Annotated in this window: 20 protein-coding genes; 6 read left to right on the top strand and 14 right to left on the bottom strand. The window is 48.1% G+C overall.

The window, feature by feature from the left end:
* Positions 1-322 precede the first annotated feature (322 nt).
* Together P6910_RS08520 and P6910_RS08515 are read right to left on the bottom strand one after the other, a co-directional pair.
* A complete protein-coding gene (locus tag P6910_RS08520) occupies positions 323-1,942 on the bottom strand; it encodes a hypothetical protein (protein WP_317145845.1) in 1,620 nt (539 codons plus the stop codon).
* 475 nt (positions 1,943-2,417) lie between these two features.
* Complete coding sequence (locus P6910_RS08515) at positions 2,418-4,094, bottom strand: hypothetical protein (protein WP_317145844.1); 1,677 nt, start codon at positions 4,092-4,094, stop codon at positions 2,418-2,420.
* A gap of 340 nt (positions 4,095-4,434) precedes the next feature.
* On the opposite strand from P6910_RS08515, the gene P6910_RS08510 reads away from it, so the two are divergent.
* The 3 genes from P6910_RS08510 to P6910_RS08500 all read left to right on the top strand — a co-directional run bounded on the left by P6910_RS08510 (position 4,435) and on the right by P6910_RS08500 (position 7,485).
* Complete coding sequence (locus tag P6910_RS08510) at positions 4,435-4,875, top strand: helix-turn-helix domain-containing protein (RefSeq protein WP_317145843.1); 441 nt, start codon at positions 4,435-4,437, stop codon at positions 4,873-4,875.
* A 273-nt stretch (positions 4,876-5,148) separates the two neighbouring features.
* The gene (locus P6910_RS08505; protein ID WP_317145842.1) at positions 5,149-6,132 is read left to right on the top strand and encodes a transposase; all 984 of its coding nucleotides are present in this window, start codon (positions 5,149-5,151) and stop codon (positions 6,130-6,132) included.
* Between the two features lie 1,065 nt (positions 6,133-7,197).
* The gene (locus tag P6910_RS08500; protein ID WP_317145841.1) at positions 7,198-7,485 is read left to right on the top strand and encodes a hypothetical protein; all 288 of its coding nucleotides are present in this window, start codon (positions 7,198-7,200) and stop codon (positions 7,483-7,485) included.
* Positions 7,486-7,611: 126 nt separating this feature from the next.
* Here the strand turns inward: P6910_RS08500 and ccmI are convergent, their stop codons facing one another.
* From ccmI to P6910_RS08440, 12 genes are all read right to left on the bottom strand, one after another.
* Positions 7,612-8,781 (bottom strand): c-type cytochrome biogenesis protein CcmI, encoded by a 1,170-nt coding sequence (gene ccmI / locus P6910_RS08495; protein WP_317145840.1) that lies wholly within the window; start codon positions 8,779-8,781, stop codon positions 7,612-7,614.
* Positions 8,778-9,311 (bottom strand): cytochrome c-type biogenesis protein, encoded by a 534-nt coding sequence (locus tag P6910_RS08490; protein WP_317145839.1) that lies wholly within the window; start codon positions 9,309-9,311, stop codon positions 8,778-8,780. The genes ccmI and P6910_RS08490 overlap by 4 nt, the downstream gene beginning before the upstream one ends.
* Positions 9,308-9,850, bottom strand: coding sequence for a DsbE family thiol:disulfide interchange protein (locus P6910_RS08485; RefSeq protein ID WP_317145838.1), 543 nt, complete (start codon positions 9,848-9,850; stop codon positions 9,308-9,310). Before P6910_RS08485 ends, P6910_RS08490 begins: the two co-directional genes overlap by 4 nt.
* Positions 9,847-11,865 (bottom strand): heme lyase CcmF/NrfE family subunit, encoded by a 2,019-nt coding sequence (locus tag P6910_RS08480; RefSeq protein ID WP_317145837.1) that lies wholly within the window; start codon positions 11,863-11,865, stop codon positions 9,847-9,849. The genes P6910_RS08485 and P6910_RS08480 overlap by 4 nt, the downstream gene beginning before the upstream one ends.
* The gene (ccmE, locus tag P6910_RS08475) at positions 11,865-12,398 is read right to left on the bottom strand and encodes a cytochrome c maturation protein CcmE (protein WP_317145836.1); all 534 of its coding nucleotides are present in this window, start codon (positions 12,396-12,398) and stop codon (positions 11,865-11,867) included. Before ccmE ends, P6910_RS08480 begins: the two co-directional genes overlap by 1 nt.
* A complete protein-coding gene (gene ccmD, locus P6910_RS08470; protein ID WP_317145835.1) occupies positions 12,395-12,700 on the bottom strand; it encodes a heme exporter protein CcmD in 306 nt (101 codons plus the stop codon). Before ccmD ends, ccmE begins: the two co-directional genes overlap by 4 nt.
* Before the next feature lie 5 nt (positions 12,701-12,705).
* Entirely contained in the window at positions 12,706-13,455 is a 750-nt protein-coding gene (locus tag P6910_RS08465; RefSeq protein ID WP_317145834.1) for a heme ABC transporter permease, read from the bottom strand.
* A gap of 31 nt (positions 13,456-13,486) precedes the next feature.
* Positions 13,487-14,194, bottom strand: a complete 708-nt coding sequence (gene ccmB, locus P6910_RS08460) for a heme exporter protein CcmB (protein ID WP_317145833.1) — start codon at positions 14,192-14,194, stop codon at positions 13,487-13,489.
* The gene (gene ccmA / locus P6910_RS08455; RefSeq protein WP_317145832.1) at positions 14,191-14,859 is read right to left on the bottom strand and encodes a cytochrome c biogenesis heme-transporting ATPase CcmA; all 669 of its coding nucleotides are present in this window, start codon (positions 14,857-14,859) and stop codon (positions 14,191-14,193) included. Before ccmA ends, ccmB begins: the two co-directional genes overlap by 4 nt.
* A gap of 258 nt (positions 14,860-15,117) precedes the next feature.
* Complete coding sequence (gene narL / locus P6910_RS08450; RefSeq protein WP_410493887.1) at positions 15,118-15,759, bottom strand: two-component system response regulator NarL; 642 nt, start codon at positions 15,757-15,759, stop codon at positions 15,118-15,120.
* A 3-nt stretch (positions 15,760-15,762) separates the two neighbouring features.
* The gene (locus tag P6910_RS08445) at positions 15,763-17,523 is read right to left on the bottom strand and encodes a histidine kinase (RefSeq protein ID WP_317145831.1); all 1,761 of its coding nucleotides are present in this window, start codon (positions 17,521-17,523) and stop codon (positions 15,763-15,765) included.
* Positions 17,524-17,721: 198 nt separating this feature from the next.
* Positions 17,722-18,117, bottom strand: a complete 396-nt coding sequence (locus P6910_RS08440) for a hypothetical protein (protein WP_317145830.1) — start codon at positions 18,115-18,117, stop codon at positions 17,722-17,724.
* Between the two features lie 447 nt (positions 18,118-18,564).
* Here P6910_RS08440 and P6910_RS08435 point away from each other — a divergent pair, with 447 nt between their 5' ends.
* The 3 genes from P6910_RS08435 (at position 18,565) to P6910_RS08425 (ending at position 20,686) form a co-directional block, all read left to right on the top strand.
* The gene (locus P6910_RS08435) at positions 18,565-19,458 is read left to right on the top strand and encodes a hypothetical protein (RefSeq protein WP_317145829.1); all 894 of its coding nucleotides are present in this window, start codon (positions 18,565-18,567) and stop codon (positions 19,456-19,458) included.
* A 399-nt stretch (positions 19,459-19,857) separates the two neighbouring features.
* Positions 19,858-20,445 (top strand): ferredoxin-type protein NapF, encoded by a 588-nt coding sequence (gene napF / locus P6910_RS08430; protein WP_317145828.1) that lies wholly within the window; start codon positions 19,858-19,860, stop codon positions 20,443-20,445.
* The gene (locus P6910_RS08425) at positions 20,417-20,686 is read left to right on the top strand and encodes a chaperone NapD (RefSeq protein WP_317145827.1); all 270 of its coding nucleotides are present in this window, start codon (positions 20,417-20,419) and stop codon (positions 20,684-20,686) included. The genes napF and P6910_RS08425 overlap by 29 nt, the downstream gene beginning before the upstream one ends.
* Positions 20,687-20,742: the final 56 nt, after the last annotated feature.

Genomic DNA, 20,742 nt, shown 5'->3' with positions numbered 1-20,742 from the left:
TGCAAACCTCTAAACGCCACCTTGATTCTGAATTGTCCTGGCAGACCTTAGCGCCACAAAATTTGATCGTGTATTTTTTGACAGCAGTTGATTAATTTAGTTCCGTAACCAACGCCTTCAAAGCCAAAACGGGATTGATGCCAGCCGCACTAACGAGGCTGTTGCAAAAGTAGCAAGCAAAGCGGGTACTGCTTTAAAAAGTGGCTCATAATGCTCAGTCAATCCCTGTAAACTGCATTTTCTCAACACTTTTTGCCTTGTCTCAGCTTTGCTAGCTACTTATGCAACCCCCTCGATTTGGCGAAAGCTTACGGCAATTTTGCTAATAGTCGAACATTGCTCTATACGTCCCTTCAGACAAGATATGCATAGCCTGCGCGACTGATGGGGGGATATTCATCCCAATGCCGCGCATAATGTCTTCCATTCGCGATGTGTTTCCTCTCAAATCACTATATGTTATGGTTTGAATCAGCTTAAATTCCACTAGATCACGAGCTTTGTACGTCGTCCTTGCTCCGCTGCTCTTAATAATCTTCTGGAAAATATCCGCTTTATCCAAAGACTCATTTTCCAGGGCCTCTATCAGCTTGTCACTCAGTGCCTGCTGAGCTTCGTACGTCAGCCTTGTCACCTTGCCATCGTCCATCAGTCTTGCTCCGATGCCCTCGAAAATGCATTGAATTCTATGGGCGTTATCCCAGGACTCATTATTCACAGCCTCTATCAGCATGTCACTCAGTACCCGTTGGTCGTCGTCTGTCGGCCTTGCTCCGGTGCTCTGGATAATACCTTGAAAACTATTTGCGTCATCCCACAACCCATTTTGCACAGCCTTTATCAGCATGTTACTCAGTGCCCGCTGGTCGTCGTCCGTCAGCCTTGCCATAGTAGCATCGTCCATCAACCTTGCCCCGGTGCCCTGGATAATGCGTTGCAAACTAAATGCTCTTTCCCATAACCCATTGTTCACAGCCTCTATCAACATGTTAATCAGTGCCCGCTGGTCGTCGTCCGTCAGCCTTGTCATGGTGCCCTGGATAATGCCTTGCAAATTATATGCGTTTTCCCACGATCCATTATTCACAGCGTCTATCAGCTTATGACTCAGTGCCTTCATGTCTTCGTTCGGCAGTATTGTCCAGGTGCCTTTAAAAATCTGCTGTAAATGATCTGCAATATCCCAAGACTCATCATTCACAGCCTCCATCAATTTGTTAGCCAGTGCCTGCTGGTCTTCGTATGCCAGCCATGCATCGATGCTCTTAATAACCTGCTGTAAAAGATCTGCGTTATCCCACAAGCCATTATTCACAGCCTCTATCAGCTTGTGACTCAGTGCCAGCTTGGCGTCTTGCGTCGGCCTTACCCTGAGCACTCTGTCCGTCTGACTTGCCCCAGTGTCCCGGATAATGCGCTGCAAACGATATACTTCATCCCACAACCCGTTATTCAAAGCCTTTACCAGATCGTTTCTCAGTGCCCAGGTTTCGTCCGTTTGCCCTCGACTGGTGCCCTGAATACACTTTTGTCTCAGCCCCTGAGTAGGCAGAATATAAATCTGTCCTCCGTGAAGTGTCGGCATCTCTGCTATTTGAGCAGCGGAAAAACCACCTGAGGCCGATTGTGACAAACAGGCACCCTGAGGCTCGTTAAAGGAAACTGGTATGTTTCGCTGCGCCCCTACGCTGACTAATGAAGGTTCTGATTGCGCTGAATCAGGCTGCCTGGCTTTGCATAATGGGCATTTTAGCCTTGCCTCCAGTGGAGTAGCTTGAAACGCCTGTCGCAAACAGCCAGTGTCAATTTTTTTTGAACAACAAGCAGTGACAGTCACATTTCTGCCAAACACTTTTTTGCATATAGGACAATGATTACCTGCTTCAGCAGGTTGGCTATTTTGAGAACGATCAACCGGGTGAGTTGAGTTTGGATTTATCATGATTAATTCCTCCATGAAAGTTTTTTTTAGTTAAAGTACGATCAAGTCATCTGCGGGATCTGCAAACCATTGAATGCCAGCTTGATAGTGAATTCTCCTGACAGACCCTAGCGCAAAAGAATTTGATCGAATGTTATGACAGCAGTTAATTAATTTAGTTCCGTAACCAACGCATTAAAGCTAATACGGGATTGATGCCAGCCAAGGGAAACAGGAACAGGAAAACACCCACTATGACAAAACACAACAATAATACTGTGCAGCCTGTTAGCAGGCTCTGTCGCCGAGCCCATGATGATTTTTTTTCGGATTGAGCTATCCGGTTATCTTCTCCAAGGCCAGAATGGCCCATCAGCAACTCAGACCATGGATGGTCTGTTGTAGCGAAAAGAATAATCTGACAGCCCGGTGTTGTTTTACAGATTGTTAAGTGCAGCTAACAATGTTTCTGTCTTTCAGCAGACGCACAATGGCGTCACTCAGTAACGGCAAACAATCGATCACTCATTCGTAGTTCAGTGATTTTCACCCTGGCATCTCGACTGACAGTGACCACATAGCTGCCATCGGAGCTGAAGAAGGCTGCTCGGATCAGGTTATTATGGGAAATACCGGCTTTTTCTGACCAGGTTCCATCGGTTTGCTGACCGATGATTTTCGCTGTTCTGATATCGCCATAAATAACCATATGTCGGCCATCAGGGCCAAAACGGACTAAAACCTCTCTGTGTCCATGGTCAAAGATGGCTTTTTGTTCCCATGATTCATCGGCTTTCTGGCCATATATTTTCACCGTACCACTGCTACAGGCAGTCACCACATAGCGGCCATCAGGGCTGAAAGTGGCTGACTTGACAGTTCCATCGTGGCGAAAGGTTTGTACTTGTTCCCATGATCCATCGGTTTTCTGGCCACAAATTTTTACCATACCATCTTTACTGACAGTCAACACAGATAGACCATCGGGGCTAAAGGTGGCTGAGGTGACAAGACCCTCGTGCGGAATGGTGGCTTTTTTTAGCCATGATTCACCAGCCTCATCCGAAATAAAGATTTTTGCCTCGAAACCCTCTCTGGCAAGCACATGGCGGCCATCAGGGCTGAAACTGGCACCACCTAAATTAATGCTATCTGCGTATTCCCATGATCCATCGGCTATCTGGCCAGTTTTACGTGTGAAGTTCAGATCGTTGGTTACCACATGGCGGCCATCGTTGCTGAAAATGGCTGATAGGACAGGACCACTATGTCGAATAATGGCTTCTTGCTTCCATGAGCCATCGTCCATAAGGCCATATACTCTCGCTCTGCGATCATGACTGGCGGTCACTACATGATGACTATCAGGGCTGAAGATAGCTGAATGGACCCGATCATCATGAGAAATGGTGGCTTTTTTTGCCCATGATTCATCAGCCCTATGAACGTAGATTTCCGCAGCATAACGTGTGGTGATCAGCAGATGGTGACCATCGGGGCTGAAGACAGCTGAAGTCAAACAACTTTCATGAGGAATGGTGGCTTTTTTTGTCCATAATTCATCAGCCATATGAACGTAAATTTCCGTCCTAAGATAGCCGTTAATCATCAGGTGGCGACTATCGGCACTAAGGCTGGCTGATTGGACCGCTGATTCGAACGTCTGCGATGCACAGTTAATTTCTTTTGTAACCAAATTAAATTTTTCACATTGAGACATCAGCACAGTCTTGGTGAAAAATAACAGAGCAGGTACATATTTACTCCTCATTCGGAGTTCACTCATTGACTTCACTAGCGCCTGATCATTGATAAACGACTCAAGCCAACTATGGAATTGTTGATCATTTTTTGCAGTGATGGTTTGGCTTAGTCGGTACTGGTGTGATGAAGGAAGTCGGCGAAACCATGCTTTTGCCAGGGCGTTATCGTCTTTGACAGCTTTGCTTAAGTGGGTGCACACCTGTTCTAAACTGCGAATATCCCGAAGATCCAAAGATCTAAAAATGAGTGAGTATTCCACCAAAGATAAGTTCAGCAATGAAGGTTCGCAATTGCCAAACACCGTGATGTCGCCACCCACAGTGGTACCTGTTGCTGCCGACGATTGAGATTTTGCAGAATTAAACAACAATGAATCGACAGTGATGGGCTTATTATTTGTTACATTCACGACTGGACTCCTGAAAGCTGGAATTTATCCTCAATCAGCAAGCATGTTCAAAACTTGCGTCTTGAGTTAGAAACCTTTTCAGGGTGGAAGTTCATAACAGGTTGTTAAGTGCAGCTAACAATGTTTCTGTCTTTCAGCAGAACGAGAAAAAAAAAGACACCCATAAACGAGAAAAAAAAGAAAAAAAAGAAAAAAAAGACACCCATAAAAAAGAAAAAAAAGACACCCATAAATTTGCTTTACCATCCACCTAGTACATAACTCCAGTTTCTTTGTCCTGCAGCAATGCCGGAATTTTCCATTCTGGCATTCTTCTCCCTGATTCAGATCAGGGTGACCTATGCCAGCTCAATACCGTATCCGCCTGTCCATAGACGAACAGCAGCAATTAAAAGACCTCATTCACCAGACCAAGGTGGCCAAGCATAAACGTATTCATGCCCAGATCCTCCTGTGTCTCGATGAAAACGGGCCAAAACTGACGGAGCTCCAGACCAGCCAAACCTGTGGTGTTTCAACGAAAACGGTTCAGAGAACACGCAAACGCTGTGTACTTGAAGGGCTGGATATTGCTGTTAATAGCAAGTTCAATGGCATTGCCCGCCCAAGAAAACTCCAGGGGGAGCAGCAGGCGGCATTGACAGCTCTGGCTTGCTCAACACCACCAGAAGGTCATAGCCGCTGGACGCTACAGCTTCTCGCTGACCGTATGGTTGAGTTGGAGCATGTCAATTCCATCTCGCATCAAACCATTGGCCGAGAGTTAAAAAAAACGAGTTGAAGCCTTGGCAGAAAAAGGAGTGGTGTATTCCAAAAAAAGCAAACGCAGAATTTGTTTGCGCTATGGAACGTGTTTTGGATGTTTATCAACAACCACATGATCCGAATCGACCACTGATCTGTATGGATGAGAGCAGTAAGCAGCATACTTTGGAGGTCAGGACTCCACTCCCTATGAAGCCTGGGGAAAAAAAAGACACCCATAAATTTGCTTTACCATCCACCTAGTCTACTTTTCACCTACAACTGATTTTTTGCCCAAACAGGTTGGTTCATGGCCCAAGCTCGCAATACCCTGATTGACCCCAGCTCAACGCCTTATTACCACTGCATGGCGAGATGTGTCCGTCAGGCTTACCTCTGTGGAGAGAACCACCTGACTGGCAAGAACTACGAGCATCGCCGCCAATGGGTGGTGGATAAACTTCGGGAACTGGTTTCAGTCTTCGCTATCGAAGTCTGCGCTTACGCTGTCATGTCGAATCATTACCATGTGGTTTTGCACATCAATCAGTTATCTGCCAGAGGCTGGTCACGGGACGAAGTGCTTCACCGTTGGACGACCTTGTTTACAGGTCCACTTCTGGTGCAAAGGCATTTGGCCGCTGACAAACTGGGCAGCGCTGAATTGGCCCGTATTGATGAATATGCTGAGGAATACCGGCGTCGTTTAAAGGATATCAGCTGGTTTATGCGCTGCCTGAATGAATATCTTGCTCGTGAGGCCAACAAAGAAGACGAGTGTAAAGGACGCTTCTGGGAAGGACGCTTTAAAAGCCAGGCATTGCTGGACGAAGCAGCGTTACTAACCTGCATGACCTATGTTGACTTGAATCCGATTCGGGCTGGAAAGGTAGAAACACCGGAAGAGTCGAACTACACGTCGATTCAGGAACGGGTGGAACAGGTTACAAATACCGAGACTAAAAAGCAGCCGCTGACCCTGAAACCTATGTGTTTGCAGGGACAGAATACGGACGTTGCCCTTCCCTACCTTCTTCACGACTATCTGGAACTGGTTGACTGGACTGGCCGCGTTGTCAGAACAGATAAGAAAGGTTCCATCCCGTCGTGTACCCCTCCTATTCTTGAAAGATTGGAAATTGATCCTGATGAGTGGCTGAAAACCATGCAAAGGAATAATCGTTTTTATCGGGCAGTTGGCCGTCTGGAGGTGATGAAGGCTTATGCACTTGAAGCCGGACAGAAGTGGCTTCAAGGCTTAAACGTCTGTAGCCGTTTGTATCTGACAGGTTAGCGTAGAAGTCAGTTAAGAAATTAAACACTTTCTCTTTATCCCTCCTCGACTTTAAGTCGGAATAAGTTTGTGTTGTCTGAATCGTGGCCTGAGTAGCCTCTGTTCGTCGAATGCTCCTATTTGGCTCGTTGATAAGCTATTCGAAGATAGGTTTTCAGATCCTTTTTTGGGAATACAGTTTTTAAATGTCTTATTGAATGGGTGTCTTATTTCTGCTGCTCCTCGACTTTAAGTCGGAATAAGTTTGTGTTGTCTGAATCATGGCCTGAGTAGCCTCTGTTCGTCGAATGCTCCTATTTGGCTCGTTGATAAGCTATTCGAAGATAGGTTTTCAGATCCTTTTTTGGGAATACAGTTTTTAAATGTCTTATTCAATGGGTGTCTTATTTCTGCTTTTGGGTATTTTTTTGGGTGTCTTATATCTCTCTATATCTATTTCTCTCTTTTATGGGTGTCTTATATCTATTTCTGCTTTTGTCACCACAGATTTGCTGACGAGGCTTATTTTTTTTGGGTATTTTTTTGGGTGTCTTATATCTCTATTTTTGGCTCGTTGATAAGCTATTCGAAGATAGGTTTTCAGATCCTTTTTTGGGAATACAGTTTTTAAATGTCTTATTGAATGGGTGTCTTATTTCTGCTTTATCGGGCAGTTGGCCGTCTGGAGGTGATGAAGGCTTATGCACTTGAAGCCGGACAGAAGTGGCTTCAAGGCTTAAACGTCTGTAGCCGTTTGTATCTGACAGGTTAGCGTAGAAGTCAGTTAAGAAATTAAACACTTTCTCTTTATCCCTCCTCGACTTTAAGTCGGAATAAGTTTGTGTCGTCTGAATCATGGCCTGAGTAGCCTCTGTTCGTCGAATGCTCCTATTTGGCTCGTTGATAAGCTATTCGAAGATAAGTTTTCAGATCCTTTTTTGGGAATACAGTTTTTAAATGTCTTATTAAATATTAAATGGGTGTCTTATTTCTTTCTCTTCTTTTTATGGGTGTCTTATTTTTTTGATAACAGCGTCTATAATTCTGTATCACTTTTAATAAATACAAAACAGGAAAACACTCACTATGACAAAACTACTGCTCTTACCGACAACAACAATAATACTGTGCAGCCTATTAGCAGGGTGTGTCACCGAACCAATGGTTCAGGATGACAGCTTCTATAATGACCAGCGCCCCGCTCCGGTATTGATCGAGGAAGAATCTGGCATCAGTCGCCAGAATCGTATCAATCACAACCAATACAGGATGAAACATGACCGACGGATGGACTATCAGCCCTCTCCCGGACCACAGACCATGCCCTCCTGGAAATTTACCTTTCCTGACATTGAATCGGTCATCGTAGACTAAATCGCAGTAAACAGGCATGAAGAGGCGGAAATGGAACGAGTTGTACAGGAAGAAAAATAGCGCTGCCCGGTCAGTCAACGAGGCAGCAGATTTAAAGAATTTAAAGAATTCAAAATAGCAGCAAGATCAGCTGGCAGGTGCAATCCGCAGCTGAATAACGCCGTTATCCTTGATTTTCACATCACGGACCTCAGCCTGATAATCAGCCTGAGCCACATCGCCTGAAAGTGTAATACGCGCGACTACATCCAGACTTTCTGTATCCGAGAGGCTGCCTGAGCCCATCATCATGGCGGCATTATCGTCCAGTATTACCTCTTTGGGAAGGTCGCTGACCTGCAGAGGAATAGCAGCAATAGGGGGCTTTTTGGCACCGCTCTCACGGGCAAAAACAATAACTCTGGCTTTACCCGGAAGGTCACTGAGTTCAGGAGCCAATTCGACATTGATCCTCAATTCTGCAACCGTTTCACCCATCAGCTTGCGTGCTTTGGTAATACCAGCAGACAACGACTGTCGGGCAGCCATATCATTTTCAAAAGAGAGGGCTTTGGTCCAGGCCTGAACTGCCTGCTGGTAGTCTTCCCGCTCAAAAGCATCAATACCCTTGAGCCCTAATGCCGTGGTGTTGCTTTCATCCTTGCTCAGTGCATCCTGATAGAGGCCACGCACCTCACCATTGATCTGGTTGCGGTTCGCCAGGAACAGCACCTGAGCCAGCTGGGCCGCCGCCTGAGGACTGCCTTCGGTGACGGTGTATAGCTTTTTATAAGCGTCAATCGCCTTATTAACCTCACCTCTGGCCATGTAACGACCTGCCAGCATATACCAGGCCTGAGCATTGTCAGGTCGTTTGTCACTCCACGCTTCCAGGGTAGAGATCATCTCTTCGTGAGACACATCCCGGTTCATCATCTCAACGACAGACAGTTCTGTCTGTGAACCAAGGTAAAGGTAAACGGGCACAGCCATGGCTGGAATCAGGAAGGCCAGAAACAGAGCCAGGCCTTTGTTACTAGTGCCGGTGTAACTGGGCTTCTCTTTCTTATCAGCCATATCTTCCAGCAGCTTCTTTTCCAGCTCAGTGCGAATCAGTTCAGCATCTTCCGGTGTCACCAAACCCTGATCCAGCTGCTTTTTCAGTTCGGCTTCCTGCTCTTTGAAATAAGCAATATTGGAAGCCTTGTCAGAAACCCCCTGATCCGCAGCAGGTCGACTGCGGTAACACAGTGGCATAACTACGAGAGCCATACCAGTGAGAGTTAAAATGGAAGCGATTATCCAGAACTGCGTCATTTATCTTTACCACCCAGTATCTTTTCAAGCTCGGCTTTGTCCTGCTCGTCCAGTGTCTCATCTTCGATCCCGGGACGATGCCGTTTAAGGATTCTGAACAGTATGAACATGCCCAGCAACAGCAGAATCAGAGGACCAAACCAGAGGGCGATGGTACGGGCATCCATTCTGGGTTTATAGAGAACAAAGTCACCGTACCGATCCAGCATAAACTGGATAATGGTGTCATCATCTGCCTTTTCCTCAACAATCATACGGTGAACTTCACGACGCAGATCCTTAGCAATAGGTGCATTGGAATCAGCAATAGACTGATTCTGACATTGAGGGCAGCGCAGTTCTTCGTTCAGTCGGAAAAACTGCTCCTGCTGTCGCGGAGAATCAAACTGGTAGTTTTCAATGACCCCGGCATAGGCGCCCGGGCTGACCAGCAGTACCGTGACAAACAACAACAGTATGAGCCTGAAAGAAAGAACAATACTTGCAGATTTCAGCAGCGATGAGTGCCTGAACAAATAGTCGAGAGTCATTGCACTAACTCCTTCTGCAGGGCGTCGTAACGAGGCTTGAGATCTTCCTTCCAGACCCGGTCATCAATGATCCCGATGTGCTTGTGACGAATCACACCCTTTTTGTCGACCAGAAAAGTTTCCGGTGCGCCGTATACACCCAGGTCCAGACCCAGCCTGCCATCGTTATCAGCAATGTTAAAAAGGTAAGGATCTTCGAGGCGATCCAGCCACTTCAGAGCATCCTGACGCTCATCCTTGTAGTTGACGCCAACAATATTGATACCTTCCCGGGCCAGCTTCATCAGATAAGGGTGCTCAATCTTACAGGCCGGACACCATGAACCCCAGACATTGAGCAGCAGAACCTTGCCTTTCAACGCTGCTTCAGTAACGCTCTGTTCAGGCTGCTTCAGCTTTTTGAGGCTGAATTCCGGAACAGGTTTATCCAGCAGCATAGAAGGCAGTTCACTTTTATCTTCCATGAACAAACCGATATAAAGCAGCACACAGAACGTCAGAAAGAAACCTAATGGCAGAAACAGTTTCCAACGCTTCACGCCCGACCTCCTGTCGTGATGGCCGCATCCTTACCTGAATCCCGGGAGGGCTTTTTGTTACCCATTAAAGCCTCTTTCCTGTTCTTGAGACGGACACGATATCGCTTGTCAGAAATCGCCAGCAAACCACCCAGAGCCATAAAGATGGAACCCAGCCAGATGAAACGAACATAAGGCTTGACGTGGAGACGGACTGCCCAACTATCGCCACCGAGCGGCTCGCCCAGGGCAACATAAAGATCACGGGTTAAGCCCGGATCAATATCCGCATCTGTCATTGGCATGTTCTGCACGGTATAAATACGCTTTTCCGGTTCGAGGACAGCTATTTTCTTCTCATCCTCAAAGACGCTTATAGTGCCGTAGTCCGCCACATAGTTAGGCCCCTGACGCTGACTCACACCATCAAACCGGAAGACGTATGCACCGACCTGGGCAGAGTCACCGGGACTCATCCGCAGGTCTTTTTGAACACTGTAACCAGACGTCAGTGCCACACCAATAAAGGTAACCGCCAGACCCAGGTGCGCCAGTTGCATGCCATAGTAGGCTGGCTTGAGCTTTGTCAGTCCTCTCAGCAGGCCGGTATTACGGGTTTTATTACGTACATCCTTACCAATGGTTAGAACCATCCAGAGGACAAGCCCAATCGCCAGCGCTTCACTGACCCGGAAGCGATCTCCGTAAAGGAAGCTGAATGCGACACCGCCGATAACAGAGACAATAAGAATCCAGCGTACCTGCTGTTTCAGCCAGCTGACGGAGCCTTTTTTCCAGTTCAGCAGAATACCGATACCCAGGCAGGCAGCCAGCAGCATGGCGAGAGGAACAAACAGCAGATTAAAGTAGGGAGGGCCTACAGAAATCATGCCCAGATCCAAGGCATCCAGCAGCAGTGGGAACATAGTACCCAGTAATACCGTGGCACAGCTGGTCACCAGAATAATGTTATTCAGCAACAACAGGGTTTCACGGGATAGCAGGGAGAAACTGATTTTACTTCTCACTTCCGGTGCCCTGAATGCAAACAGGGTCAGGGAAGCACCCACCACCACCAGCAGATAGCCCAGGATAAAGAGACCACGCTCAGGATCGTTGGCAAAGGCGTGAACCGAGGTCAGCACACCGGAACGAACCAGGAAAGTACCAAACAGACTCAGGGAGAATGTGGTGATCGCCAGCAGCAGTGTCCAACTCTTGAACAGTCCGCGTTTTTCAGTCACTGCCAAAGAGTGAATCAGTGCCGTACCCGTCAGCCAGGGCATCAGGGAAGCATTTTCCACAGGGTCCCAGAACCACCAGCCACCCCAGCCCAGCTCGTAATAGGCCCACCAGCTACCCAGGGAAATACCTGCAGTCAGGAAGCACCATGCCACGGTTGTCCAGGGGCGAGCCCAGCGTGCCCAGGCGCTGTCCAGCTGGCCACCGAGCAATGCCGCAATAGCAAAGGCAAAAGCGACGGCAAAACCTACATACCCCATATACAACATGGGCGGGTGCACAATCATACCCAGATCCTGCAGCAGCGGGTTCAGATCAGAACCGTCGGCAGGAGGAAATGGCAGAATACGGGTGAACGGGTTAGAGGTCAGCAGGATAAACAGCATAAAGCCAACGCTGATCATACCCATGACCGATAACACTCTTGCAGACAGTTCCGGAGGCAGTTTGTTACTGCGCAGGGCAACCGCCTGCCCCCAACCGGTCAGGGTCAGAATCCAGAGCAACAGAGAACCTTCATGGCCACCCCAGACGGCAGTCACCTTGTAGTAAACAGGCAGCAGGGAGTTTGAGTTGCTGGCCACGTACTGAACCGAAAAGTCATCCGAAACAAAAGCAACTACCAGACACATGAACGACAACAGGACAAAAACAAACTGACCTGTTGCCAGTGTTTTACCAGTGGCCATCCAGTTCAGTCGGCCATTGTAGCTACCTGCCAGTGGGATAATACTTTGCAGCAGGGCCAGACAGGTTGCCAGTATCAGGGCAAACAGCCCCAGTTCAGGATTCATTACTTGCTCTCCGATGCCTGAGAATGAAGGCTCTCAACGGGCTGTTGACTCTCCTGTGGGTATGACGGGGCGCCATCAGACTTATCTGACGGATTGCCTGACTTCGTACCATGAGCTTTGTCGATGGCCTTCTGTACTTCCGGAGGCATATAGTTTTCATCATGCTTGGCTAACAGCTCCTCGGCTACAAAACGACGGTTTTCATCCAGTTTGCCGGTTCCGACAATGCCCTGACCTTCTTTAAAAAGGTCTGGCAGGATTCCGGTATATTCCACTTCCACTTCGCCATCGCCATCACTGATTCGGAATCTGGCTTTCAGGCTGTTCGGATCACGTATGACCGTCCCCGGAACGACGATACCGCCACCACGGATCCTTTGACCGACGGGCGCTTCGCCTCTGGCCATCTGGGCTGGAGAAAAGTAATGGTTGATGTTTTCCTTCAGGGCAAACAGAGCCAGGGCCACAGCAATACCGACGCCGGCCACCAATAAAAGCACTAATAATAAGCGTTGTTTGCGAACTGGATTCATTCCACTTCTCCCTCCCGGACACCCTGATCTTTAATGTTGACTCTGTCTTCCCGCTGACGGGTTATTGTCACTTTTTGCTTTCTGTCAGCTATCGAGCTTTGGCGCCTGTTCGCTGTCAAGCTCCGGCCTCTGGACCGGCTGCTGCGCACCTGACGCAGAACCTGTGACAGAATCCGCTTTCTGGCCCGCAAAGGAGAAATTATGTTGTAGGCAATGATCAGTACACCAATGCCGTAGGCCGCCCAAACAAAGACACCGTGACCATCCATATGTATCAAACTGGCCAGACTCTCAAAATACATAGTTTTCAGTTCTCCAGTTTGGCCAATACGGTCTTGTGAACCCATTTGGTTCGGCGCTCACGGTCCAGTATTTCGGTTCGCAAACGGAGAATAAGGACGACGGTAAAGAACAGATAAAAAGCCGCAATACTGATCAGCAGAGGCCAAAGCATCTCAGGTGCCATGGACGGCTTTTCAGTCAACTTGAGCGTGGCGCCCTGATGGAGGGTATTCCACCACTGGACAGAAAATTTGATGATAGGGATATTGATCACCCCGACCAGAGTCAGAATGGCGCAGGCTTTTGCAGCGGTACTGGTGTTCCTCATAGCACCTCGAAGAGCGATGACCCCCATATAAAGGAACAGCAGAATCAGCATAGAGGTCAGTCTGGCATCCCAAACCCACCAGGTACCCCAGGTCGGTTTACCCCAGATCGCACCGGTTACCAGAGCCATCAGGCAGAAAGAAGCCCCGATGGGTGCACAGCACTTCAGTACCATGTCAGCCAGCTTCATTTTCCATACCAGAGTGACGACCCCTGCACAGGCCATCATCACGTAGACAGCAGAAGCCAGAAAGGCGGTAGGAACGTGGATAAATATGATCCGGTAACTATTGCCCTGAAGATAGTCCGGTGGCGTAAACATCAGACCCCAGATCAAGCCGATGGCCATCAACAGGGCTGCCAGAATGGCCAACCAGGGCAACCACTTGCCACTGATTTCGTAAAACCATCTGGGTGACCCCAGTTTGTGAAAAAAAGTCCAGTTCATTATTTACTCTACCGTGACTGGTTCCTGTTGCTCAGTCTGCAACTATTCTCAGTGATGCGGCTATCGCCAGCGGCGCCAGACACAATCCAAACATCAGCAATGCTGCCATCCACAACAAGTGCCCTGAATAGGACATACCCTCAACTGCCGTCTGAACAGCCCCTGTCCCGAATATCAAAACAGGAATATATAAAGGTAAAGACAGCAATGTCAGTAGTATTCCTCCCCTCTGAACACGCACTGTCAGCGCTGCACCAATACCTCCAGCGAGACTCATCAGGGGAGTACCCACCAGCAGACTCAGTATTAATGCAGGAAAAGCCTGAGCCGGTAAATGCAGCATCAAAGCCAGTAAGGGGGCCATAGCTATCAGTGCTACACCAGTGGTCAGCCAGTGCGCAGAAATTTTAGCCAACACCAGTAAAGGCAAAGGGTGCGGCGATAACAATAGCTGATCCAGTGAGCCGTCTTCCTGGTCACTTCTGAACAGGGAATCCAGGGAGAGAAGGACCGCCAGCAGAGCGCCTATCCAGACGATGCCTCCGGCTAACTGAGACAAAAGTTCTTTTTCAGGGGCGATACCCAGAGGAAAAAGACTGGCGACCATCAGATAGAATGCCACTGGATTCAGGGTCTGTCCCGGTGTCCGAAAGGCCAGAATCAGGTCTCTTTTAACCAATCCCAGAAATGCCCGGCTGCCCTGCAATGACTGGTTTCCCTGCAATGAAGTGTCACTCATAACCAGGCCCCCGACTCTTCATGACCGGTCTCTTCATCGGAAGTTGCATAGGTCTCCAGACGGAGCTTTCTGACCCGGTCAGATAGCTTTGACAGGCTCTGGTGGCTGGTCATCACCACAGCGCCGTTTTTTTCAATATGCCGGGCCAGCAATTGCTCAAGCCAGGCCATGCCATCGACATCAATAGCCGTAAAGGGCTCATCGAGAATCCACAGCGGCACGGTTGAAAGCGAAAGGTCTGCCAGAGCCACCCGTCTGTGCTGCCCTGCAGAAAGTTGTCCGCAGGGAACCTCTTCATAGCCAGCAAGGTTCACTTGCTCCAGCGCAGAAAAAATCAATGGCTCTGGGTAGCGTTCATTACGAAGATTTGAGCGCCAGACAATATTCTCGATTGGAGTGAGTTCAGCTTTAATGGCAGGTCTGTGACCAAAATAGAAGGTTGACAGCCGAAAGTCTGCATAGACCGCGGAAAGCTTCTGTCCCTGCCAGATCACCTCGCCACGATAATCACCGCAGAGGCCAGCCAGCACTCTCAAAAGCGTGGTCTTACCGGCTCCGTTACAGCCTTCTATCTGTAGCAGCTCACCGGGGGACAGTTGAATGGAGAGGTTTGAAAAAAGAACACGATCGTCTCGTTCACACCCCAGCTTAGCCACTTCGAGCAAGTCGTTTTCCCTAAAGTCAGTCTGTCAATTGAGTGGTTCAGAGACCTGAAGTCTCTGCACCCTTATACGGCCGAAATTTCATAGCAGTTTACGATTGACGCCTGGTAGCTGTTCAAAAAACACTCTAACAGCCATAAACTCGGGCAGGATTATATCGAAAAAGACGTTCGTTCCGAAGTAATTAACTATCTAGATTGGGTAAATTCGCTGACATTCACCTGACTCTATTCAGCTCTATGCCCTCAGTCGCAAGCGTCATCAACGATCCCGGCTGCTCACCCACCAGACCGCAGCCTCAACCCGCGAACGAAAGTCCAGTTTTCGAAGCAGACGTTTGACGTGAACCTTCACTGTGCCTTCACTGATGTCCATTTTTCGGGCAATCACCTTATTGGCATCCCCTTCCGCAATAAACTGGAGAACCTCCCTTTCTTTAGGTGTCAGCAGATCAATCTTGCTGGTCTCGCTGCTATCAGGCCTGAGAACAGAAGCCAGCACTTCTGCCAGCCGGGCATCCACAGCCAGTTTTCCCATGGCGGCCTGTGAAATCTGGCTCAGGAGTTCTTCAGGTTCCATGTCTTTTAGCAGATAACCATCGGCTCCGGCGCGAAACATCGCTGCAATATCGTCCCTGTGCTCTGAGACGGTGAGGACCACCACCCGCGAAGCGACTCCTTCAGCCCTCATCGCTTTGAGTGTTTCCAGTCCGTCCATACCTTTCATATTCAGATCCAGCAGAATCAGATCCGGCTCGAACTCAATGGCCAGTTTCAATCCGGTCACTCCGTCGCCCACTTCGGCAACGACTTTCAAACCCTCTTCTTCATCAATCAACTGAGCCAACCCTTTTCGGAGTAAAGGATGGTCATCAATCAATAAAACACTTGTGTCGTTCATCATCTCTCACACCGATGAAAACTCAAGACGCACCCGCGCCCCGCCAAAACCGGAACTTTCAAAATAAAGCTGGCCACCGAGACTCTCTGCCCTTTCCTGCATGATGGTGGTGCCGTAGTGGCCGGGGGTATTGATCTCGTCACTGAAGCCGGAGCCATCATCGTCTATCAATACCTGAACCTTCCCGGGCGAAACCTGTTCACAGACGACCGTTGCTTTTTTTGCCCCGGAATGCTGGATCACATTGACCAGCCCTTCCCGAACAATCTGTAAAACATGAATCTGATGGTGGGCATCAAGATGACAGAAGCGTAAACGATAATCGAGGTTAAACTTCACACTCTCATCCCGTTTACCATACTCTTTCAACGTCTCTTGCAGTGCCCCTTCAAGACTGCCAAACGACGTATTGAGCCGGAAGGTATTCAATAACTCCCTGAGCTGGCGATAAGCACTATTCAGGCCTTCACGAATTTCTTCGACAATTGAGTCGACCGATTCTTCCGTTCCCATCCGCTTTAGAACCTTCCTCAATCGAGTAACCTGAATTTTCTGGTAAGACAATGCCTGAGCCAGCGAATCATGTAACTCCCTGGCTATGACGGCTCGCTCTTCCAGCAAAAGCAATTGCCTCTCCTGAGTCTGGTAGCCACTGCGATACATTGAGGCAGAAACAATATCGCCAAACGTTCTCAACCACTGCCTGCTCTCTTCAGTCAATGACTGCCCATCTTGCAGAGAGATTTGCAGATAACCATAACCCTCATCATTCTGGCTCAGTGAAAACTGGAGGTCCGATGAGGGTTCTCGAATACAGCCTTCACACTGACCTGTATTGCAGACATCATTAAAAGTCTCGCTCTGGGGAAAAATCCGCTGCAATTTCATGCTTCCCGCATTGCCAGTCAGGCAGACATAGGCCCTTTTAAGTCCGAGCAGCCGCTTCCAGCGTTCCAGCAACAACGTCAGTTGATCTTCATCGTAGGGATTCATGCTCAATGTTTGGGAAGATTCATACAATAGTTGCAAAGCCATGTTTGACTGCTCCAGTGATCGGGTCTTCCCTGATACCTGAGCCTCAAGATCACTATAAAGAAGCGAGAGGCTGTCGGCCATGGCAGAGAAGGTCTCTGTCAGCTGCCCCATTTCATCGGCATTTTTATAATTGAGACGCAGGTGGTCAAACTTACCACGACGGACCTTCTTTGCCGCATAACTGAGCTGTTCAACCGGCTTTATCAGGTTCAATTGGATGTAACCTATCGTCACAGCCCCAATGGCCAGAATGGAACAGAGCGAAAAAATCGCCAGGATCACCAGCCAGTGCAGTTTTCGCTCGGTATGCAACTGTAATGAGGTCACCAGATCGTTCAAACGATCAACAAAACCGGGAACCTTATCCGCAAACTCTCGCCATCCGGCTTTATCGCTCAATAAAGGTCGCATCTCACTGTGCCATTCACTGACCAGAGCCTGATAACGACGGCCAATAATATCGGTTCTGTCAGCCAAATGCCTCAAAGTAGGACTGGCAAGTCTGCTGTCATAGGTCCTGATTAACTGGTTCAATCCGTTGTGGCGGGTCTTGTCAGAATTGACCCGATCTACCAGACGCCATGCCTGCATTCTCAATGATCCGGCAAGGTTGATAGCAGCGGCATCACTCTCTGTCGTCGCTGCAAACCACAAGGAACCACTAACACTGAGCAACCCCAAAAAACAGATGGTGATAATAGCGGCCAGCGCCTTGAAACGAATGGGCTTCAACAACATGCACCTTAAATAAAGACTCGACACTCAGAGCTGTCAGACAGCTCTGAGAAAAGATTTAGACCCGGGAAGAGAGCCATGACACAAGGTCGTCACGACTTTATCAGAAGCAGTGCCGCAGACGCCACTGCCGCAGGAGTGGGAAAAAGTTTCGGGAATTGAGACAGGTGCTTATCAGATATCCTCTCACAGCCATTAATTACGCAAGCATTTTTCATAGGCTTCTCTAATCTCACCACTATCGACGGCCCGAAAGAGATCGGCTTTTGTTGAGTAAACTTTATACAGCAGCCAGTCTTTGCCAATTCTACTGACACCACCTAAATAATCTGTATCCGGAGCTTTGCTCAGTCCACCAACACCCAGACAACAGCGATGATGCCTGCCATCAGGACAATTGCCACCGTAATCGAAAAGAATGCATTGAGCGCCGATGGCAGTAGTTGGATCACTGGCGGGTATAAAATCCCAATCTGTGGCATGAGGAGTGTATAGATAGTGACAATCAGTCTCGGTCAGTTGTGATCCGGCATAACTGGCACTCATAAAACCAAGGTAAACAACAAGCAGTATTGGTTGATATTTCTTCATGGTTACCACCCTTTCATCTATCTTGATGTGCGTTAGTATAGTTTTATTAGATTTTGCGATAAGAAAATCAAAAGTTACTTTCTTTCAAAAACAGCCCTTAGCAGAGATCGTCCTGAAAACGCTGCTGAGAGTGAAAGAAAGCATGTTCAACAAGAACAGTAAATTCGGCCAGAAGTCTAATGCCTTGCCGCAGGTTTGAAAGCAAAATACTCATGGAGGAGAGTTACCTGGTTCTGAAAAGAAAATTAATGGAACTTTTTTATAGTTGCACGATCAAACAAGTAATAAATTTAACTCTATTATCAGACTCGGAGGCACATGCACTCGGAGGCACATGCAATTAACCTCTGGAATTTTGCTAGTTATGCTATCTCACACTCCATCTGATGAAAGAGCAATCTGAAAATCCAGTTCTACCAGTATTCATTGACCAATGGAGGTGTAACCATGCACATCAGTGAAACAATTAAGACCAACCCACTCAGCTCCCCTGCAGACTGGCAAACTGCAACAACTGAAACAGTCAAAGCCTTTGCCCGGGAGGTTGCTGCATATCCAGGAAAAACCTACCTGCCAGAATCTGAAAATGTATTTTTCAGTCATAATCCATTCTGGCATCATGAGGGTCAATTCAGGTTTACTCCTACTCTGAAAACTCCATCCCATATTGGAATGGTATATAAGGGCGATTCGAGGCCTCCGGAAACCATTTTCAAAACGGGATTTAATCGAAAATCAGATGATTCAGACTCTATTAACGATAATGATTTCCTTGAAGCTCTGCTCAGTACAAAATTGAGTCCCTATAAACTAACGCATGGACCAGACTTTTTTGGTAGCTACCAATTGGTGAACGACTCAGAAAATAAGATCATCAGCACTAGCCGCAACGTCGCAGTCGCAACCTGGTTCCCAATGTTTTCATCGCAGACTGAGCCTGACTCGCCTGAGCTTTTCATTCCTGAGCCTGGAGAGGAAGACAGCACCTATGTTTATCAGTGTTATGTCAATACCGGTATCGACATTTGCAGAACAGCTGCAGATCTGACGGGAGCTGGGCTATACACCACTTCTATCAAATCTTTTGAAGAAGTCATCACGACACGCATACCGCCTGAACATGTAGTGAGTGCATGGCCGGTTAAACGAACGGTATTTAATGCTGGGCCTTATGATATTTTTGGTTTAAAAACCAGAATTCAGGAAAAAATAGTAAACCCTGACATTGATCAATGTGCAAAAACATATACAGCAGCATTTCTGCCACCTTTGGATCCAGTAAATCGCACCCATTCAATTTCGTTAAGCATAGGTGCAATATTTACAATAGCTACTGACTGACAGAATGATGAGCCGAAAGGCATTTAGGGGCAGGTCTTTATTCTTGATTCGACCCAGGAAGAAAGACCCATCCCGGTTTTCTTTTCGTTGGTAGCCAGAGACATCTAAGAAGCTCAAACCACACCAACATTGAGTACCCCTAAAGACCCGCTTACCGCTGAAAACAGAGGCTACAAAGATCCGCACCGCATTGCCAAGCCAAGACTTTATCAAACCTTCGCAGAACCACTACTACCTTAGAGGTACTTCAGGCTTACCCCAACTCACACAAAGCCCCTGAAGGGTCTTTTTTGAACGTTCATCCTCATTAAAATACTCCTCAACAAAGCCTGAAAGAGCCTGAAATTCAACTCAGATTCCATGCCAGAAAAGTCGCAATGCAAGTAAGGTCACAACGCCATGAGCCAGAAGATAGATCTTGATCGTCGAGGGTTATTGACAGGAAAATTTTTTTCATCATCCGGGAAGAAGATAACTCATTTCAGCCGCTCACAGTTGACCAGAAGAACCAAACCCATCGAGCCACCTGCTCGCCCCCCCTGGAGTTTGCAGGAAGAGCTGTTCACAGATCTCTGCTCACGATGCGGGCAGTGCCTTGCCGTTTGTAAAACAGGCCTACTGATTCAAGGTTCTGGAGGTTTTCCGGAAGCTGACTTCAGAAAAGCGGGATGCTCTTTCTGTGGTGCCTGTTTAAAAACCTGTCCATCGGGTGCAATCGACAAACATGGCGAGACCCCATGGCAACTGAAGCCCCTGATTTCCGATCAATGTCTGGCCATGAACCAAATACATTGTCGTACCTGTTCAGAGGTGTGTGACCCCACCGCTATCCAGTTCCGATATCGACCCGGTGGAATAGCCGGGCCTGCCATTGACCCAGACCCATGTACCGCCTGTGGTGACTGTGTTTCCTCATGCCCTGTGGATGCGATCGCCATGACAGCCAGAGAAAGCGCCAATGCCCATACCGACACCACAAGAGGCTGAAGCATTGCACTACAGCATTTCCGGACTCTCGGTTCAGACCCATCCTGACCGGATGGTGGCAGTAAAAGAGCGTCTTCAAGCACTGCCCGGGGTTGAAGTTCATATGACCGACCCTTCGGGAAAGATGGTGGTAACCGTTGAAGAAGAGCCCGGCGAACGCACCATGGTCGACACCATAACCCGAGTCAGTCAGGTAGATGGCGTCATTGCCACTGCCCTGGTGTACACCCACCAGGAATAACAAGCACAAAGACTCCTTATTCAGGGTCGCCAGACAGCCCTGAGAAAAGATTGAAA

Source organism: Endozoicomonas sp. 8E (assembly GCF_032883915.1).
Classification (GTDB): Bacteria; Pseudomonadota; Gammaproteobacteria; order Pseudomonadales; family Endozoicomonadaceae; genus Endozoicomonas_A.
The sequence above is the reverse complement of the archived record's forward strand: the minus strand, read 5'-3'. Positions and strand labels throughout refer to the sequence as shown.

Bases quoted from the DNA above. Each gene is read 5' to 3' on its own strand.
- P6910_RS08505 (WP_317145842.1), top strand. From the start codon at position 5,149: ATGGCCCAAGCTCGCAATACCCTGATTGACCCCAGCTCAACGCCTTAT.
- P6910_RS08490 (WP_317145839.1), bottom strand. From the start codon at position 9,311: ATGACTCTCGACTATTTGTTCAGGCACTCATCGCTGCTGAAATCTGCA.
- P6910_RS08510 (WP_317145843.1), top strand. From the start codon at position 4,435: ATGCCAGCTCAATACCGTATCCGCCTGTCCATAGACGAACAGCAGCAA.
- P6910_RS08480 (WP_317145837.1), bottom strand. From the start codon at position 11,865: ATGAATCCTGAACTGGGGCTGTTTGCCCTGATACTGGCAACCTGTCTG.
- P6910_RS08465 (WP_317145834.1), bottom strand. From the start codon at position 13,455: ATGAACTGGACTTTTTTTCACAAACTGGGGTCACCCAGATGGTTTTAC.
- P6910_RS08435 (WP_317145829.1), top strand. From the start codon at position 18,565: ATGCACATCAGTGAAACAATTAAGACCAACCCACTCAGCTCCCCTGCA.
- napF (WP_317145828.1), top strand. From the start codon at position 19,858: ATGAGCCAGAAGATAGATCTTGATCGTCGAGGGTTATTGACAGGAAAA.
- P6910_RS08440 (WP_317145830.1), bottom strand. From the start codon at position 18,117: ATGAAGAAATATCAACCAATACTGCTTGTTGTTTACCTTGGTTTTATG.
- P6910_RS08520 (WP_317145845.1), bottom strand. From the start codon at position 1,942: ATGATAAATCCAAACTCAACTCACCCGGTTGATCGTTCTCAAAATAGC.
- ccmD (WP_317145835.1), bottom strand. From the start codon at position 12,700: ATGTATTTTGAGAGTCTGGCCAGTTTGATACATATGGATGGTCACGGT.
- ccmB (WP_317145833.1), bottom strand. From the start codon at position 14,194: ATGAGTGACACTTCATTGCAGGGAAACCAGTCATTGCAGGGCAGCCGG.
- ccmI (WP_317145840.1), bottom strand. From the start codon at position 8,781: ATGACGCAGTTCTGGATAATCGCTTCCATTTTAACTCTCACTGGTATG.
- P6910_RS08500 (WP_317145841.1), top strand. From the start codon at position 7,198: ATGACAAAACTACTGCTCTTACCGACAACAACAATAATACTGTGCAGC.
- P6910_RS08425 (WP_317145827.1), top strand. From the start codon at position 20,417: ATGCCCATACCGACACCACAAGAGGCTGAAGCATTGCACTACAGCATT.
- ccmE (WP_317145836.1), bottom strand. From the start codon at position 12,398: ATGAATCCAGTTCGCAAACAACGCTTATTATTAGTGCTTTTATTGGTG.
- narL (WP_410493887.1), bottom strand. From the start codon at position 15,759: ATGATGAACGACACAAGTGTTTTATTGATTGATGACCATCCTTTACTC.